The 15,610-nt window shown below is 71.1% G+C and carries 18 protein-coding genes; 7 read left to right on the forward strand and 11 right to left on the reverse strand.

Annotation, left to right across the window (positions count from 1 at the left end; translation table 11 throughout):
* Position 1: 1 nt before the first annotated feature.
* Both fxlM and C4V41_RS14095 read right to left on the reverse strand, forming a co-directional pair.
* Positions 2-1,195 carry a methyltransferase, FxLD system gene (gene fxlM, locus C4V41_RS14090; protein WP_146103653.1) on the reverse strand — a complete coding sequence of 398 codons (1,194 nt, stop codon included), beginning with the start codon at positions 1,193-1,195 and terminating at the stop codon, positions 2-4.
* A gap of 22 nt (positions 1,196-1,217) precedes the next feature.
* The gene (locus C4V41_RS14095) at positions 1,218-1,442 is read right to left on the reverse strand and encodes a hypothetical protein (protein WP_103956260.1); all 225 of its coding nucleotides are present in this window, start codon (positions 1,440-1,442) and stop codon (positions 1,218-1,220) included.
* A gap of 243 nt (positions 1,443-1,685) precedes the next feature.
* Here C4V41_RS14095 and C4V41_RS14100 point away from each other — a divergent pair, with 243 nt between their 5' ends.
* Both C4V41_RS14100 and C4V41_RS14105 read left to right on the forward strand, forming a co-directional pair.
* The gene (locus C4V41_RS14100; protein WP_235030108.1) at positions 1,686-2,246 is read left to right on the forward strand and encodes an RNA polymerase sigma factor; all 561 of its coding nucleotides are present in this window, start codon (positions 1,686-1,688) and stop codon (positions 2,244-2,246) included.
* On the forward strand, positions 2,243-2,923 hold the full coding sequence (locus C4V41_RS14105; protein ID WP_103956261.1) for a hypothetical protein: 681 nt from the start codon (positions 2,243-2,245) through the stop codon (positions 2,921-2,923). Before C4V41_RS14100 ends, C4V41_RS14105 begins: the two co-directional genes overlap by 4 nt.
* Positions 2,924-3,033: 110 nt before the next feature.
* On the opposite strand, the gene C4V41_RS14110 is transcribed toward C4V41_RS14105, so the two are convergent.
* The 7 genes from C4V41_RS14110 to C4V41_RS14140 all read right to left on the reverse strand — a co-directional run bounded on the left by C4V41_RS14110 (position 3,034) and on the right by C4V41_RS14140 (position 9,671).
* Entirely contained in the window at positions 3,034-3,528 is a 495-nt protein-coding gene (locus C4V41_RS14110) for a hypothetical protein (protein WP_103956262.1), read from the reverse strand.
* Positions 3,529-3,532: 4 nt separating this feature from the next.
* The gene (locus tag C4V41_RS14115; protein WP_103956263.1) at positions 3,533-4,180 is read right to left on the reverse strand and encodes a DivIVA domain-containing protein; all 648 of its coding nucleotides are present in this window, start codon (positions 4,178-4,180) and stop codon (positions 3,533-3,535) included.
* The gene (locus tag C4V41_RS14120) at positions 4,177-5,298 is read right to left on the reverse strand and encodes a globin domain-containing protein (RefSeq protein WP_103956264.1); all 1,122 of its coding nucleotides are present in this window, start codon (positions 5,296-5,298) and stop codon (positions 4,177-4,179) included. The genes C4V41_RS14115 and C4V41_RS14120 overlap by 4 nt, the downstream gene beginning before the upstream one ends.
* Positions 5,299-5,673: a group I truncated hemoglobin gene (locus tag C4V41_RS14125; protein ID WP_103956265.1), complete on the reverse strand. Its 375-nt coding sequence runs from the start codon at positions 5,671-5,673 to the stop codon at positions 5,299-5,301.
* Between the two features lie 398 nt (positions 5,674-6,071).
* The gene (locus tag C4V41_RS14130) at positions 6,072-7,535 is read right to left on the reverse strand and encodes an ankyrin repeat domain-containing protein (RefSeq protein WP_103956266.1); all 1,464 of its coding nucleotides are present in this window, start codon (positions 7,533-7,535) and stop codon (positions 6,072-6,074) included.
* Positions 7,536-7,672: 137 nt separating this feature from the next.
* Positions 7,673-8,341, reverse strand: coding sequence for a response regulator (locus C4V41_RS14135; protein WP_103956267.1), 669 nt, complete (start codon positions 8,339-8,341; stop codon positions 7,673-7,675).
* 28 nt (positions 8,342-8,369) lie between these two features.
* Complete coding sequence (locus C4V41_RS14140; RefSeq protein WP_235030109.1) at positions 8,370-9,671, reverse strand: sensor histidine kinase; 1,302 nt, start codon at positions 9,669-9,671, stop codon at positions 8,370-8,372.
* Positions 9,672-9,905: 234 nt separating this feature from the next.
* Between C4V41_RS14140 and C4V41_RS14145 the strand changes: the two genes are divergently transcribed.
* Entirely contained in the window at positions 9,906-11,078 is a 1,173-nt protein-coding gene (locus C4V41_RS14145) for an alpha/beta hydrolase family protein (RefSeq protein WP_235030110.1), read from the forward strand.
* An 89-nt stretch (positions 11,079-11,167) separates the two neighbouring features.
* Positions 11,168-12,013, forward strand: coding sequence for an ankyrin repeat domain-containing protein (locus C4V41_RS14150; protein WP_200823967.1), 846 nt, complete (start codon positions 11,168-11,170; stop codon positions 12,011-12,013).
* Here C4V41_RS14150 and C4V41_RS14155 read toward each other — a convergent pair.
* Entirely contained in the window at positions 11,955-12,920 is a 966-nt protein-coding gene (locus C4V41_RS14155; RefSeq protein WP_103956560.1) for an oxidoreductase, read from the reverse strand. The genes C4V41_RS14150 and C4V41_RS14155 overlap by 59 nt on opposite strands.
* A 90-nt stretch (positions 12,921-13,010) precedes the next feature.
* On the opposite strand from C4V41_RS14155, the gene C4V41_RS14160 reads away from it, so the two are divergent.
* From C4V41_RS14160 to C4V41_RS14170, 3 genes are all read left to right on the forward strand, one after another.
* Positions 13,011-13,643, forward strand: coding sequence for a TetR/AcrR family transcriptional regulator (locus tag C4V41_RS14160; protein WP_200823968.1), 633 nt, complete (start codon positions 13,011-13,013; stop codon positions 13,641-13,643).
* 114 nt (positions 13,644-13,757) lie between these two features.
* Complete coding sequence (locus C4V41_RS14165; RefSeq protein WP_103956271.1) at positions 13,758-14,588, forward strand: hypothetical protein; 831 nt, start codon at positions 13,758-13,760, stop codon at positions 14,586-14,588.
* A 90-nt stretch (positions 14,589-14,678) separates the two neighbouring features.
* Positions 14,679-15,248 (forward strand): CHRD domain-containing protein, encoded by a 570-nt coding sequence (locus tag C4V41_RS14170; protein WP_146103654.1) that lies wholly within the window; start codon positions 14,679-14,681, stop codon positions 15,246-15,248.
* Between the two features lie 7 nt (positions 15,249-15,255).
* On the opposite strand, the gene C4V41_RS14175 is transcribed toward C4V41_RS14170, so the two are convergent.
* Entirely contained in the window at positions 15,256-15,477 is a 222-nt protein-coding gene (locus tag C4V41_RS14175) for a hypothetical protein (RefSeq protein ID WP_103956273.1), read from the reverse strand.
* Between the last annotated feature and the right edge of the window lie 133 nt (positions 15,478-15,610).

Here is a 15,610-nt window from a genome sequence, read left to right on the forward strand (position 1 = left end):
GCTACCACTCGAGGACCAGCTGCGTGTGGCGCTTCTGGAAGACGCGGCCGGTCACCGGGACGGGCACGGCGGCGTGCTTGGGATAGAGGGCGAAAGCCGGCCCGGGGTGGTCACGCCAGTCGCGATCCCAGGTCTGAACGTGGGTGAGGAGCCGCTGAGCGAGCTTCTCACCACCCGGCCCGTGCGCGCGGACGCCGAACTCGTGGCACCGCAAGCCGATGTCGCGCATGGTGAGGTAGGCGAAGCTACCGGGCGTGATGAGCGCCGGGGTGAACCAGCGCAGGGCGGGCTCGGCGAGGTCGTCGCCAGCGTCCGGGTCGCGCCAGATGATGCCGAAGGTGTCGTCCACGGTCGCGAGCCACAGGTGCATCGTGTCGAACGGAACGTCGTCGCCGATCTCCACGCTCGTCCAGCGCACGGTCCTGGGACTGGCCAGCGCCCGGTCGAGCGCGGCGGTGTCGAGATCAGGACCGCCGTCGATCGTCAGCGTCACGGCGCCACCGGCCAGCGACGCGAGCCGCGTCCGGTGGGCTCCCGCGCCCTGAACCGGTACGAACCCGCACACGGTCGGATCCAGCCCGACGAGCCGGTCACCGTCGGCGGAGAAGGTGATCGCCCGGGTGATCCCGGCGAACCGCAGCGGTACGACCATCCGGCCCTCGGGGGCGAGCAGGTGCCCCCATGGGCAGTCCCAGACGCCGACGGTGACCAGGATGGCGTCGAAGGGCGCGAACTCCTCGGCGGCGTGTTCGGCGTCGCCGAGGACGACCTTCACGTGCGGATAGCCGGTCTCGGCGAGGAAGCGGGCGGCGCGCTCGGTGACGAACGGGTCGATGTCCATGGAGATCACCGAGCCCTCGGGCCCGACGAGCTCGGCGATCAGCGCGGCGTTGTAGCCACCGGACCCGATCTCCCACACCCGCGCGCCGGGGCCGATCCGCGCGGCTTCCAGCATCTGGGCCTGCAGCCATGGGGCGCTGACGGAACTCATGGCCCAGCCGTCGGGGCTGCGCTTGGTGACGATGTGGTCCCGGTAGGAGTAGGCGGCGGCGAGCTCGGCTTCCGGCACGAACTTCTCGCGAGGCACCTTCGCGAACGCCTCGGCGACCTCGGGAGACCGGATCGAGCCGGTCTCCCGCAGCCGGTCCACCATGAGGGCGCGGAGCGCCGATGATGACGGTGTGCAAGCGGTCACTCGCCCAATGTTAGCCCCGCGTTCAGATCACCCGGCCGCTACGACGGGCCAGCGCGAAGGAGATGAGCACGAGCAGCGATGATCCGCCCCAATAGAGAAAGTCGCGCGTGCTGTGCCAGGTCACGTCCCCGCCACCGAACTGGAAGAGGGCGAGGCCGGTCCACACGTAGATCGCGCTCGCCAGCGCCCAGCGGGCGTCCCTCGCCGCCACCGTGGCCCACACCGCCAGACAACGGTGGCTCCCCATCTGTCGCTCGTCGCGGCGGACGCCGGCGGGCAGCCGTGGTGCGGCGGGAACGCGAGCCGGCGGTCGTCGTTGCAGGCCAGGTACGTCCACATGTCGGCGGCCAGCGGCACCATCGCCACACCCCGCACAGGCGAAAACGACCAAGCATCCTCGTATGTCCCAGTGAGAACGTTGGTCCCATCTCATAACACTTTCTCAGCGACTGACCAAGAAGGGGTGTAATCGACGAAGGGAGCATGGCCGGTGCGTCTCAGACAGGCGGACATCGCCACGGACCCGGACGCCTTCGAGGCCTTCTACCGGCGCCATGTCGACGCGATCACCTCGTTCCTCGCCCGCCGGGTCGCCGACCCGAACACGGTCGCCGACCTGGTCGCGGAGGTGTTCGTGGCGGTGCTCGACTCCGCCCACACCTACCGGCCCGGACGAGGCAGCGAGATCGCGTGGTTGTACGGCGTGGCGCGCAACACCCTCTCGGCCGAGCGGCGGCGGGTGTTCAAGGAGACGAGGCTGGCCGACCGGGTGGGCGGGCACAGGCCGCTCGACTCCGACGACGTCGCCGAGCTCGAAGCCCGGATCGACGCGGAGAGCCTGGCCCGGCGGGCCTTCCAGGCCATGGCCGGACTCCCGGACGGTGATCGCGCGATGCTCGAACTGGTCGTCATCGACCAGCTCTCGATCGGCGAGGCGGCCACCGCTCTGGGCATCCGGCAGGGGGCCGCCAGGGCCAGGCTGCACCGCGCCCGCCGCACGCTCAGGGACGTGCCGGAGATGGCTCCCTTCGTCATGGAAGGAACACGATGAATTTCAAGGAGCACGTACTGATGGAACTCAAGGCCGAGATCGTGGCCAGGAACCAGGCTCGGCGCCGGCTCGTACGGCGGCGCCTGATCACGGGGGCGGCGGTGGCGGGGATCGCGGCCTCCGCGGCCATCGCGGTGCCGTTCCTGATCGGGTCGGAGAGCCCGGCCTACGCGGTCACCAAGCACGACGACGGCACGATCACCTTGAAGATCAACGAGTTCAGGGACCCCGACAAGGTGGAGAAGGACCTGGCGGCGGCCGGTCTGACCGCCGACGTCTCGTACGTCAAGCCCGGCACCCGGTGCGCCACCGGGCGCGGGAAGAGCGAGGGCAGCCCGTCCTTCCCCAAGGAGGAGCTGCAGAGCAAGGATCCCGCCGTCCAGAAGAAGATCGAGGAGGCGATGGAGCAGTCGCAGAACGCCAAGGCGTTCAAGCTGGGCCGTGGCGAGGTACGGATCAGCCCGCAGTACATCAAGACGGGGCAGACGGCCGTCATGGAGTTCGTCGAGAACAGCGACCAGAGCTCGGGCCCGGACAAGCCCCGAGTCCTGTGGGAGTTCGCGGGCTTCGTCATCACCGGCCCGGTCCAGCCCTGCAAGGTCGTCAAGGACCCGTCGTGGGACAAGCTGCCCGACCCCAAGACGAACCCCGAGGCGTACCCGCCGGCCGGGAGCTGACCAGAGGCTTCAGCCGGGCTGAAGCGGGCGTCCGAGGCGACGGCCCGCGGGCCGGGATCCGCGGGCGCGGGTGGTCCCGGGGGCACCACCCGCGCACCGTCGCCGGGTCGCTACACCACCTGCTCGTACCGGCGGACTCCGGAGAGCAGGCCGGTCGCCTGGAGCACGGCGGCCGCCACCAGCACGAGCAGCAGCCAGGGCAGCCACCCGGCGTAGTCGTGGGGGAAGCCGGTGTTGCCGCCGTCTCCGAGCATGAGCCGTCCGAGCTGGCCGAGCGTGCGGACCGCGACGACCGGATAGAGCAGCCACGCGGCGCCCGCCAGCAGCGCCGCGATGGTCCTGGCCCGCCCCCGCAGCCCGGCCGACAGCAGGCCGAGGCACGTCACGGCGAGCGCCGCGAAGCCGGCGAGGAGACCTCGCGGCCCGCCCTCCGCCCGCACGCCCGCCATGTCCTCGGCCAGGCCGCCGTCCTGCCTGACCTCGTACGCGCCCGGGCCGGTCAGCACCTGGCCGACGGCGTCCCGCATGGCCAGGTAGTGACCGGCCACGAAGGCGGCCGCCGGCAGGAGCCCCAGCACCACCAGCACCTGCCCGCGCCGCGTCATCCGGTCAGTCCTGGCTGAAGGAGGAGTAGGCGGCCTGCCGGCCCGTCTCCGGAAGGGTGCCCAGCTTGTTGACCTCGTTGGCCAGCCCTTCGAGGACCGCGCGCAACTGGACCTGGGTGACCTCCGCGAAGGTGCGCAGGTAGGCGATCCGGCGCTCCAGCTCCTCGGCCTCGGCCGACTGGGCACCGCCGCTCGAACGGTAGACGTGCACCGCCTGGCTGGCGGCGTCTTCCGCGCGCTGCTGCGCCTCCTGCAGGACCTGCTCGTACTGGCCGCGCGCCTGGGCCACCAGGCGGCGGGCGTAGTCTTCCGCCTCGGCGATCTGGGCGTCCGCCGTCTGCTGGGCGCGGGACAGGAGGTTGACCGCGTCGACGTTGAGCCTGGTGCCGCGCGCGGCGGGGTTGGCGACGTCGGTGCCGTGGTCCTTGTACCAGTTCTTCAGCCGGTCGATCTCGGCGCGCAGATCGGCCTTCTCCGTGTCGCCGGCCGCCATGTCGTCGGCCATGCGGTACAGGAAGTTGCGTACCTCGTCCTCGCTGTAGCCGCGGTGACCGAGCTTGGTGCGTGAGAAGTCCTTGTTCCGTACGCGATCAGGCGTAAGTCGCTGGCGGTCGTTCGATGGGCGTTGTGCCCATGGCGTCTCTCCCGTCATTGCGCCCTACCTCCAGCACTGGTGAACTCGTCGAAGCGGATTAGCTCGGGCGGCACGCCGGCGTCCAGGAGCCGGGCGACCGAGCTCTGGACCATCTCTTCTGAGCCGCATACGAATACATCCTGACCGCGCCAGCCCTTCAGCGCGACGTCCACCGCGTATCCGTGCTCACCGCTGTAGAAGGCGTCATTGGACACGACGGGCACCACGCTCAGCCACGGGTTCTCGGCGTCCAGCTTGGACAGCGCCTCCAGGTCGTACAGCTCCCTGGAGGTCCTGGCGCCCACGAAGAGCCGGACGTTGCTGCGCGGCCCCTCGTAGGCCACCTGCTCCACCAGCGCCTTGAGCGGCGCCAGGCCGGTGCCGCCGGCGACCAGGACGAGCTCCCTGGGGCGGCTCGTGTCGAGGGTCAGCCGGTCGCCCACCGGGGCGCCCACCTTCAGGATGTCGCCGCGCTGCGCGCCGTGCACCAGGGCCGTGCTGACCGTGCCGCCGTCGACGACGCGTACGTGCAGGTCGATGGTGTTGTCACGGCGCGGCGCGTTGGCGAAGGAGAAGAAGCGCCACAGTTTCGGCCGCAGCGCGATCGAGACCGACGCGGACTGCCCGGCGCGGAAGGGGTAGGCGTAGTTGAGGCGGGCCCGGATCACGGCGATGCCGGGGGCGCGCACCTCGTGGAGGATGATCTCGCCCTCCCACCAGGGTGGCGACGTGGCCGACGACTCGTCGGCCGCCTCGGTCATCACCTTGGCGACCAGTCCGTACGCCTGCGACCAGTCATGCGCCAGGGCCGGCGTCCAGCGATCGCCGAGAAAATGCCCCAGGGTGGCGAGCAGCGCCTCCCCGACGGCGGGGTAGTGCTGCGCGACCACGGAGAACTTGCGGTGGTCGCGGCCGAGTTGCTGGAGGAAGGGCACCAGGTCGTCCACCCGGTCGACATTGCTGACGACGTGCCCCAGCGCGTTGACCAGGCGGTCTCGCTGGGTGGCCATGGACACCGGGAACAGGGTGCGCGTCTCCGGGTACATCAGGAATAAGGCGGAGTAGAAGAACAGCGGCACCTGGTCGCCCGACTGTGCGACCAGGTGCCAGCTGTCCTTCAGAGCTTGCGTGTCCACTTAACCGGCTGCCTCTGCGGGCTGCTCCACGATGGCCCCGCGCACCGCGCCCAGGGTCGCGACGACGTGCTCGACGACGTCCTCGCCGGCGCCTAACTCCCGGAGCACTCCGATGAGATGGCCGCCGACCCTCTGGTAGTCCTCCCCCGTGACGCCCATACCCCTGTGCGCGTCGGCCAGGTCGTGGCCTTCGTACACTTCCGGACCGCCGAGCACGGAGCAGAGCAGCATGACCATGTGCCGCTTGAGCCTCGCCATGTCGACGCCGTCGAAATAGGGCTTGAGATCGACGTCGTCCAGCACGACCACGTAGAACCGGTCGACCGCTTCGCGGACGGTGGGGGCCCCGCCGATTTTCTCATAGTACGAAGCCATGGGGACTGCAAAACCTCCTAGATCGGGACATATTTCATGCGTGTTTACGCAGAGTAAATGTCTCGGTGGAACGATATAATGGCGTCATTCCTGCTGGACCGGTCTGTCCGAGCCCTCGGCCAGGGACGCCACACGGGCCGTCCACCTGCGCCGACATCTCCCGGGACTACACCGAAACCCTCCACGGTCGAGGAACAAGCCGACCGGCGCGGAGCCAGGAGAAGCGGGCCGGCGGAGGTGAACCTGGGCCGGCCCTTAACGCTTCGCGTTTTCCGCGCTCGCGAACATGTCTCAGGAACACTAAGGGCTGATCAAGTCGCTCGCAACCCAAACAGGACGACTATGTCGTGATTTCGGATGGCCATTCAGCCTTTAGTGGCTATTCCACGCGGAACAACCTATATCTCCTCGTTACCGGGCTGTCGCCCCGAACTTCGCAGGTAGGCGGCGGTGTGCCGTTTGCCGCCGTACTCGGCCCAGCCGAGCGGGGTCGCGCCGTGCCGGGTGTCCTTGATGGCGGGGTCGGCGCCGAGCTCGATCAGGGTCCTGGCGGTCTCGACGTCGTCGTTCCAGGCCGCCGCGTGCAGCGGGGTCGAGTGATGCAGGTGGTCGACGTCGAAGCCGAGGGCGGCGAGGAGGCGTACGGCGGCGGGCTTGCGTTGTTCGGCTGCTCTGTTGATCAGCTCGGGGGCGTCGGCGAGCGCCTGGGCCGCGCGTTCCCGGCCGAACGCGGCCACCGCGGCGGCGTCGCCGCGCATGCAGGCGGCCACGAACGCCTCCATCTCGTCCAGGGCCGCCGTGGCGCCCGCGGCGGCGAGCAGCTCCGCGACCTCGGTGTGCCCGTGCAGCAGGGCCAGCTCGTAGGGGGTGCGGCCGCCGTACGCCGGATGGTCACCGAGGCCGTTCACCTCCGCGCCGTGCGCGAGCAGGAGCCGCGTGCGCTTCGGGCCGCCGCGCAGCGCGGCGGTGGCGAGTTCCTCGCGCAGCAACTGCCGCGGGGGCTGTAGGGCCGGGCCCAGCCGGGCGCGCCACGACCCGCCGTCGCCACGGCCCAGGCCGAACTCCAGCAGCAGTTCGAGATGCGCGGTGTCGTCGGAGAAGGAGCCGCCGAGCCCCCGGTTGTAGAGGGTCTGGTCGTCGTTGGGGTCGGCCCCGGCCTCCAGCAGCAGCCTGGCCAGCGCCGGGCCCTCCGGGTGGGGCGGCTGGTCGCCCTCCCCGCCGCCGAACGCGCCGGTGAGCGCGGTGAACGGCGAGACCAGGCCGTCCCACAGGAAACCGGCGCCCGGGTCGGCGCCGTGGTCGAGGAGCAGCCGGGCCGCCGCCACATAGCCGCCCGGGGTCTGGAGGCGCGCGTACGTCAGGTACAGCAGCGGCTCCCAGCCGTAGGGCCCACCCTGCGCTCCGGCGCGGCCCGGATCCTCGGCCAGCGCGGCGGCCAGGGCGTCGGCCGAGCCGGTGGCCGCCATCGTGAAGACGTTCGCGGTGGCCAGGTGCGGGTGGCGGGCCAGGAGCAGGTCGGCCTCGCCGGTGCGGCCCGGGTGGTCGGAGCCGTAGGTGAGGCAGGCGAGCCGCAGGAACTCCTCCGCCGGCTCCTCGCTCGGCGCGACGCGGTGCGGGGAGCGGGTGTAGCGCTCGACGGTGCCCAGGTGGTCTTTCAGCTCCCGCCAGGTGGCGAAGCCGTACATGCGGGCGGTGACGAGCTGGGCGTCGGCGAGCTTGGGCGTCTCCGGTGACCGGGGGTGGAACTCGGCGACGAGCGCGCGGGCCTCGGGTACTCCCGCCTTCGCGTACTGCAGCAGGGTCTTGGCCTGCTTGCGGAGTCGTTCGAGGCTGGGGTTGTCGGGCAGGCGATGGATGGGCACGAGGGCCTCCTTTCCGTGTGGCCTGGCGTCCGCATGGTCAGGCTGGAAAAGAGGTCGGGCCTGGATCGCACGATGAAGATCAGGTGGGCTTGGCCCTTTCCGCGGACTGGTGGCGCCCTGAGCGCTCACCGTCCACTCTACGCTCGCCGTTCGCCCGGGGCGATCAGTCCGGTCTCGTACGCGAGGACGACGGCCTGCACGCGGTCGCGGAGGCCGAGCTTGGACAGGATGCGGGCGACGTGGGTCTTCACCGTCGTCGCGCTGAGGCTCAGCCGGTCGGCGAGTTCGGCGTTGCTCAGGCCGGTGGCGAGCAGCCGCAGCACCTCCAGCTCGCGCGGCGTCAGCTCGGACAGGTCGCGGTGGAGGGTGGCCCTGGCCTCGTCGCGGTGGGCGAACCGTTCGACCAGGCGGCGGGTGATCGTGGGCGCGAGCAGGGCGTCGCCGGAGCGGACCAGGCGTACCGCGGCCACCAGTTGTTCGGGGGTGACGTCCTTGAGCAGGAAGCCGCTGGCGCCCGCCGTGAGCGCGGCGTAGACGTAGCGGTCGAGGTCGTAGGTGGTCAGGATGAGGACGCGGGTCTCGTTCGCCTCGCGGGCCACGATTCGGCGGGTGGCCTCGATGCCGTCCATCTGGGGCATGCGGATGTCCATGAGCACGACGTCCGGCCTGGTACGCCGGACCGCGGCGACCGCCTCGGCCCCGTCGGCCGCCTCGGCCACCACGTCGATGCCGTCGGCGGTGAGGATCATGCGGAAACCGGTGCGGACCAGCGCCTGGTCGTCGGCGATGACGGCGCGCAGGCTCATACGGCCCTCCAGATCGCGGCGCGCGGGCTCATACCGTCCTCCAGGGGATGCTCGCGCTGAGCCGGTAGCCGCCGCCGGCGACCGGAGCGGCGTCCAGGGTTCCGTCGTAGAGGGCCAGCCGCTCGCGCAGCCCGATCAGCCCCCGGCCGTTGCCGGTGCGCGCCTGGTCCGTCCGGGCGCCACCCGTGTCGGTCACCTCGATCTCCAGCCGGTCGCCGTCGTGGCCGATCGTCACGGTCGCCGTCGCGCCCGCCGCGTGCTTGATCGTGTTGGTCAGGGCCTCCTGCACCACGCGGTAGGCCGCCAGGTCGACCCCGGGCGGGAGAGGGCCGGGCAGCGGCGAGACCTCGACGTCCACGGACACCCCGGCGGCGCGTACGCGTTCGACGAGGTCGCCCAGCCGGTCGAGCCCGGGCTGGGGCTCCAGACCGTCGCGGCGGCCGTCGTCGTGCCCGGCGAGCAGCCCCATGACGTTGCGCAGCTCGGCCATCGCGGCCCGGCCGCTGGCCTCGATCGCGACCAGGGCCTCCTTGGACTGCTCCGGGTGCGCGTCCATCACCTTGCGGGCGGCGCCGGCCTGGATCACCATCACGCTGACATTGTGGGTCACCACGTCGTGGAGTTCGCCCGCGATCCGGGACCGCTCGGCCTGGACCGCCTCGCGCATCGCCTCCTCCTGGGTCCGCCGCAGCTCGGCGATGCGGTCGCTGCTGTGCTGCCAGAACCGTACGAAGCTCGCCAGGGCCCCGGCGCTCAGCAGGACCACGTACGGGCCCAGCCAGCTCGGCAGGCTGGGGACGATGTCCTGCTCGACCGCGCCCGCGAGCAGGGCCGCGAGCAGGAGGGAGGCCACGGCGGGCACCCGGTTGCGGCTGTGCGTGACGGCGCCGTAGGCGGCGATCGCGACCGACAGCACGGTGATCCACGTCTCGCCCACCTCCATGGCCAGCGTCGCGGTCAGCACCGCCCAGAAGGCGCCGAGGGGGTACCGGCGCCGCAGCGCCAGCGGCAACGTGGTGAGCGCCACCAGGAGCAGCGGCACGCCGCCGGTGTCCGAAGCGGCCGGGACGGGCACGGCGGGCGCGTCCGGGAGCGACGGCAGGTCGGGCAGGGGCGGGAGCGACGGCACGCCCGGGAGCCGCAAGAACTCGGACACCGGGTGCGGCTGGCGCGCGGGCTCGTCCAGGCTCGCCGCCGCGAAGAGCGCGACGACGCTCAGGACGATCGCGAGCAGCGCGTCGACGGCGAGCGCGCGGCGGGACGGCCGGGCGGTACGCGCTTCCGGCCGCAACAGGTCGATCGCGTGCCGCCACCATTCGTCCACTGCCACCAGCACATTGTCCCGTCCGCCCGATTCGTCGCGCATCGTGCTGAATGACCAGGGCGTTGCCCGCCGGGAGTACATCGCAAGGATGACACCGCGATCGGTCGTCCCCGGGAAGGACACGATGTCGGCGCGACGGCCGACGCGCGCCGCGACCGGCCGGACCTAGCCTCGTTCCCGCCATCGGGCCTCCCGTCGAGGCGGCCGTCCGACCGGAAGAAACGGATACTCATGCGTCGTATGACAGAACGAGCCGCCAGGCCCCGACGTGGCGGCCTCGTGGTCGTCGCCGGGCTGATCGCGTTCGCGGGGAGCGTTTCGCCCGCGAACGCCGACACTTCGACCCGGCTGCCCGCGCCGACCGGTTCCCTCCCCGTCGGCATCGCGTCCCTGTATCTGAAGGACACCTCCCGCCCCGACCCCTGGGTGCCCAGCGTGAAGGCCAGGGAGCTGATGGTCTCCGTGTGGTATCCGGCCACGGCGAAAGGCCGTCAGCGATCCCCGTACATGACGCCGAAGGAGTCGGAGCTCCTTCTCAAGGAGTCGGAGATCACCAGTCTGCCGGCCGACGTGTTCAGCAAGACGCGCACCAACGCCTTCACCGACGTGAAACCGGCCGGGCGCAAGAAGAGCCTGCCCCTGGTGGTGCTCTCCCCCGGTTTCAAGAAACCCCGCAGCACGCTGACCGCCCTGTCCGAGGAGCTGGCGAGCCAGGGCTATGTCGTGGCCGCGATCGACCACACGTACGAGAGCGTCGCCACCGCCTTCCCCGACGGACGCGTCACCACCTGCGTGCCCTGTAATGGCGACCACGACCAGAGCCTCTTCACGAAGGTGTCCAACGTGCGGGCGGCCGACGTCTCGTTCGTCCTCGACGAACTGACCGGGGCGCGCCCGAAGTGGAAGGGCTCGGCGCTGATCGACCGGTCGCGGATGGCGATGGCGGGCCACTCGGCGGGCGGCGCGGCCGTGATCGCCGCCCTGCTCACGGACTCCCGGCTGCGGGCCGGAATCGACATCGACGGCACCACGCCGGTCGGGATCCTCGAAGGGAAGAAGGTGTCGCGGCCGTTCATGTTCCTGGGCAAGCCGTCCACGTACACCCCGGGAGCCGGCCAGGCGCCGGCCGCCACCTGGGAGCGCGACTGGAAGCTCATGACCGGGTGGAAGCGCTGGCTGCTGCTGACCGGCGCGGAGCACGAGTCGTTCACCGACATCGGACTGCTGGCCGACCAGCTCGGCCTCGGCGCCGCGAAGATCCCCGGGGCCCGCTCCTTGGAGCTCACCCGCCGGTACGTCCGCGCCTTCTTCGACCTCCACCTGCGCGAGCGGCCGCAGCCGCTGCTGAACGAGCCGTCGGCCCGCTATCCGGAGATCAAGCACTGCGTACCGGAGAAGAAGAGCTGTAAATAGCGGCCGGACGTGGCCCTTGCGGATCGCACGGGTGGCGGCTGTCGGGGCATGATGTGTGCTTCATGTGGTCTTTCAAGGGAGGCGCAGGCATGCACGACGACGAGATGCCGCTCCACGACGCGGCCGGGCGCGGCTCGCTCGACGAGATCGTGGAACTGGCCGCGAGCGTGAAGGACGTGGACGCCGAGGCCGAGGGCCGCACCGCGCTCTGGGTCGCCGTGTACGAGGGCCACCACGACGTCGCCCGCGCCCTGGTCGAGGCCGGGGCCGACCCGTGGCGGCCGATGATGGGCGGCTGGTCCCCCGGGCGCCTCAGCCTGGCCGGGCCCGAACCCGGGCTGTTCGACCGGCCCGCCGAGGTGGACGGGCTGACGGACGACGAGGCCGAGGTGGTGGCCGAGGCCAGGCGGCTGACGACGGCGCTGGGCGCGCGCTACTTCGACGGCATGGGGATGGCGTGCGTGGCCGGGATCGACGCGGCGGAGGCGGCGCGGCGGCTGGAGATCACGGCGGAGGACGTCGATCCGGAGGAGTTCCTCGACGAGATCGACCCCTTCGACGAGAAGAACCTCAACCTCGTCGGCCTCACCGACGTGCCCGGCGGTTGTGTCGTCGCCCAGCCGTGGGGCCCCATGCCGCAGACCGCCGGCGTCCTCAAGCCGCTCGCCGAGGGGACCACCTGTTACGGCCTGTACGTCAACCCCAGGAGCGGCAACGAGGGCAGCAGCGTCCGCGACGGCGAGATCGCCGGCTGGGACCTGACCCCCGGCGCGGCGGACACGCCCCAGGAGATCCTGTCCGCCTTCCTCTACCGGGACAACGCGGTGGCCCGCGCCTGCGCCGCCGCCGGACTGCGGCTGGCCGAGGCCCGCGCGATCACCGGCCCGCCCGACGTCTGGGCGCGCCTGCCGGAGCGGCTGGTGGAGCCGGGCTGACGCCGGTGCGCGCTTCGGACAGCTCCCACAGGCGGCGGGCGGTGTCGGTGTCGCTGAGCGCGCGTTCGCCGGTGCGCCGGGTGGGCGCGCCCCGGAGTTGCAGCGGGCCGTCGGGGACGATGTAGGAGCCGCCCGGCAGGTCCTCGACGGTGGCGGCGTACAGGGAGGTTTTGGCGCCTTCCGGGGCAGGGCGGAAGGCCACGCGCAGGAGGAACCGGATGAAAGACCGGTACAAACCGCCTCTGGCCTGGTTGGCGCCGCCCGTCAGGACGTTGGTACGCGTGAGACCGGGCGCCACCACCATGCTGCGCAGGCCGAGCCCGGCGGCGTCGGCCCGGCGCTGGAGCTCCATGGCGAAGTAGACGTTGGCGCGCTTGGACTGCACGTACGCCAGCGGCGCCCGGTAGCCGCGCTCGGCGTCGAGGTTGTTCAGGTCGAAGCGGGCGAAACGCTGCCCCTCGCTGCTGACGGTCACCACGCGAGGGGCCGGGGCGGCCAGCAGGTGGGGCAGGAGCAGGCCGGTCAGGGCGAAGGTGCCCAGGTGGTTGATGCCGAACTGGGACTCGAATCCGTCGGTGGTCAGCGCGTACGGCACCATCGCCACGCCCGCGTTGTTGACCAGCAGGTCGAGCCGGTCGTGATCCCAGCCCGCGGCGAACCGCCGGACCGAGGCCAGGTCGGCCAGGTCGACCTGGCGCACCTCCAGGCGGGCGCCGGGCGCCTCCTCCCGCATGCGGGTGAGCGCGGCCTGGGCGCGGTCGGGATCGCGGCAGGCCAGGACGACGTGGGCGCCGCGGCGGGCCAGCTCCCTGGCCGTCACGTAGCCGATCCCGCTGTTGGCGCCGGTCACCACCGCCACCCGCCCGGACTGGTCGGGAATGGCGTCGAAAGCCCACGCACTGTGCATGATGTCCACCTCATCCGATCTATCGCAACTCCAAGTTGCGATAGATTCATCATGCAACACTGCCCACCTCTATCGCAACTTGGAGTTGCAATGCAGTCGGATCGTCCCGCTGCCCGGCCGGTCGGCCGCGGCGCCAAGGTGCGTACGGCCGTCCACGCGGCCACGCTCGCCGAGCTCGTGGAGAAGGGTTACGCCGCGCTGACCGTCGAGAACGTCGCCCAGCGGGCCGGCGTGCACAAGACGACGGTTTACCGGCGGTGGAACGATCGCGAGAGCCTGCTCACCGACGCCCTCGCCGAGCACCTGGCGGCCGACATCCCGATTCCGGACACCGGGGCGATCGAGACCGACCTCCGGGCCCTGGCCCACGGGCTCGTCCAGTCGTTCGCCAGCCCGACCGGGCAGGCCGTCCTGGCCGCCATGTTCACCGGCGCGGCCCACCTCCCGGAGATCGCCACGGCCCGGCGGCGCGTCTTCCACGACCGGCTCGTCCGGGCGGAGCCGGTGGTGACCCGCGCCGTCGAACGGGGCGAACTGCCCGCGGGCACCGACCCCGCCGAGCTGGTCAGGACCCTCGTGGCCCCGATCTACCTGCGCCTGCTGATGACCGCCGAGCCCGTCGACGCGGCGGTCGCCGACCAGACGGCACGCGTCACGCTCGCCGCCGCCCAGGCCGGCGCCCTCCGGCCGGCCAGCCCCAGTGGCCGGCATGGCCGTGGGTGATGACGATCCCGCGCAGGTCAGCGCCGGGTCCATGGATCGGGACGTACGGCTTGACGGTTGATCAGGGATGCACCAGATTGATCGCGTCTTTTCGGACCGTTCCCAAGGAAACCAATGAAGCGAACCATCGTCGGTCTCGCCGTGGTCGCGGGGGTGGTGGCGCTCGCCGCCGCACCCGCGCAGGCCACGTCCTCGACCGACCCGGTCAAGGCGCTCCAGGCGAAGTTAGCGCGCGGCAAGGCCGTCAACATCCAGTCCACGGCGAAGATGACGGTCACGAGCGACCAGGTCGTCACGTCCGGGCTGTCCGGCACGATCGGGTTCGGCCCGCGCGGCGCCGTCGCGTCGGACCTGGAGCAGAGCGTGCGCTACAGCAAGGCTCTGCTGCGCAGCGCCATGAAGACCGACCCGGAGGAGACCGAGGCCCTGCACGAGGGGCCCATCCGGATGATCTCCTCCGGTGCGAACACCTACGTCGCCGGCCCGGTGGTCGACGACGCCCTGCCCGAGGGCACGAGCTGGGTGCGCTACGGGTCGGCCGACCTGCCGGGCAGCAACCTGGTGGTCGAGACCCTGGAGCCCGCGACGCTCAAGTCGCTGCTGGCCAACCGCACGTCGTGGGGCGACGGAGTGGTCAAGGGGTCCGTGCGGGCGTCCACGCTCGCGAAGGTCTCGCCGGCCTTCAGGGCTCATTTCGGCGGTTACGACCGCCGCGACGGCAAGATCGGCTACACCTTGTGGTTCAACTCCGACGGCCTGGTCGAGCGGGTGGCCGCCAAGGCGGTCCTGCCCTTCAACGGCAGGTCCGTACGGATCGAGTCGGACACGCGTTTCGACGACTGGGGTCGTGAGGCCACCGTTCTCGTGCCGCTCAGGGGCGAAGTGATCGACCAGAGCGAGGTCAAGAACGACGTGCCGTCGTCGGTTCCGGGCATCTGGAGCTAGCTTCACGGGAGGTGTGATGCTGATCACGCATGCCACCTTGTGTGGATTTGTCAACAGAACACCTCCCACATCCGCCTATAGCGTCCTGCGGTGTCCGACACGATCCGTAAGGCACCACTCAAGGCGGAGGTCCCGATGAACACGTTCGAGCAGATCGGCAACGCACGTTCCATGTGGCGCCGCGTGATGGCGGGAGCCGCGGCCACGGCAGTGCTCACCGGCGGCGCCCTTGCCGTTACCGCGACGCCGGCCGGCGCCACCGAAACGGCGGCGAAGAAGTACTACTTCGCCAGCGGGCTCCTCGGCAGGAACGAGGTGCCGGAGCCGGGCAAGAAGGTCAACGACCGCGACGGCCTGGCGGTCGCGAAGTTCCGCATCCACGGTGACCGCTTCTCCTACTGGGTGCAGTGGAAGAAGACCGGCAAGCCCACCGCATTCCACATCCACAAGGGCAAGGCGGGCAAGAACGGTCCCGTCGTCATCGACCTGCTGTCCAACGGCAAGATCCGCGGCAACGTGAGCTTCGGTTCGGTCCGCGTCAAGGCCGGCCTGCTCAAGAGCATCAAGAACAACCCGAAGAACTGGTACGCCAACCTGCACACCGCCCAGTTCCCCGACGGCGCCGTCCGTGGCCAGTTGCACAAGGGCGGCCACTGGTAGACCGGCCTCAGCCGGCGCGCAGGACGTCGAACGCCCGGTCGGCCAGGCCGCGGGCCGACTCCAGCGTCCGCTCCTCCTCCGGGAGTTCGTGAAAGGCCAGGACGGTGGCGCGCAGCGCGGCCACGCAGGCGCGGGCGAGCACGGAGGCGCGCAGCCCTGAATCGTTCGCGGCGAGCCGGTCGCGCAGCGCGTCCGCCAGGCCGTCCTCCAGCTCCAGCAGCACCGACATCGCCGACCTGGCCGGTTGCGAGAGACCCGGCCTGGCAGCCCGCTGAAGAGCAGGGCCACCCCTGTGGCGCGGGTGCTCGCGAGGTCGAGCAGCGCGCTCCGCACCGCCGTGTACGGCTCCTCACCCGCGGGCC

Origin of the sequence: Nonomuraea solani (genome assembly GCF_900108335.1) — a bacterium.
GTDB lineage: Bacteria > Actinomycetota > Actinomycetes > Streptosporangiales > Streptosporangiaceae > Nonomuraea > Nonomuraea solani.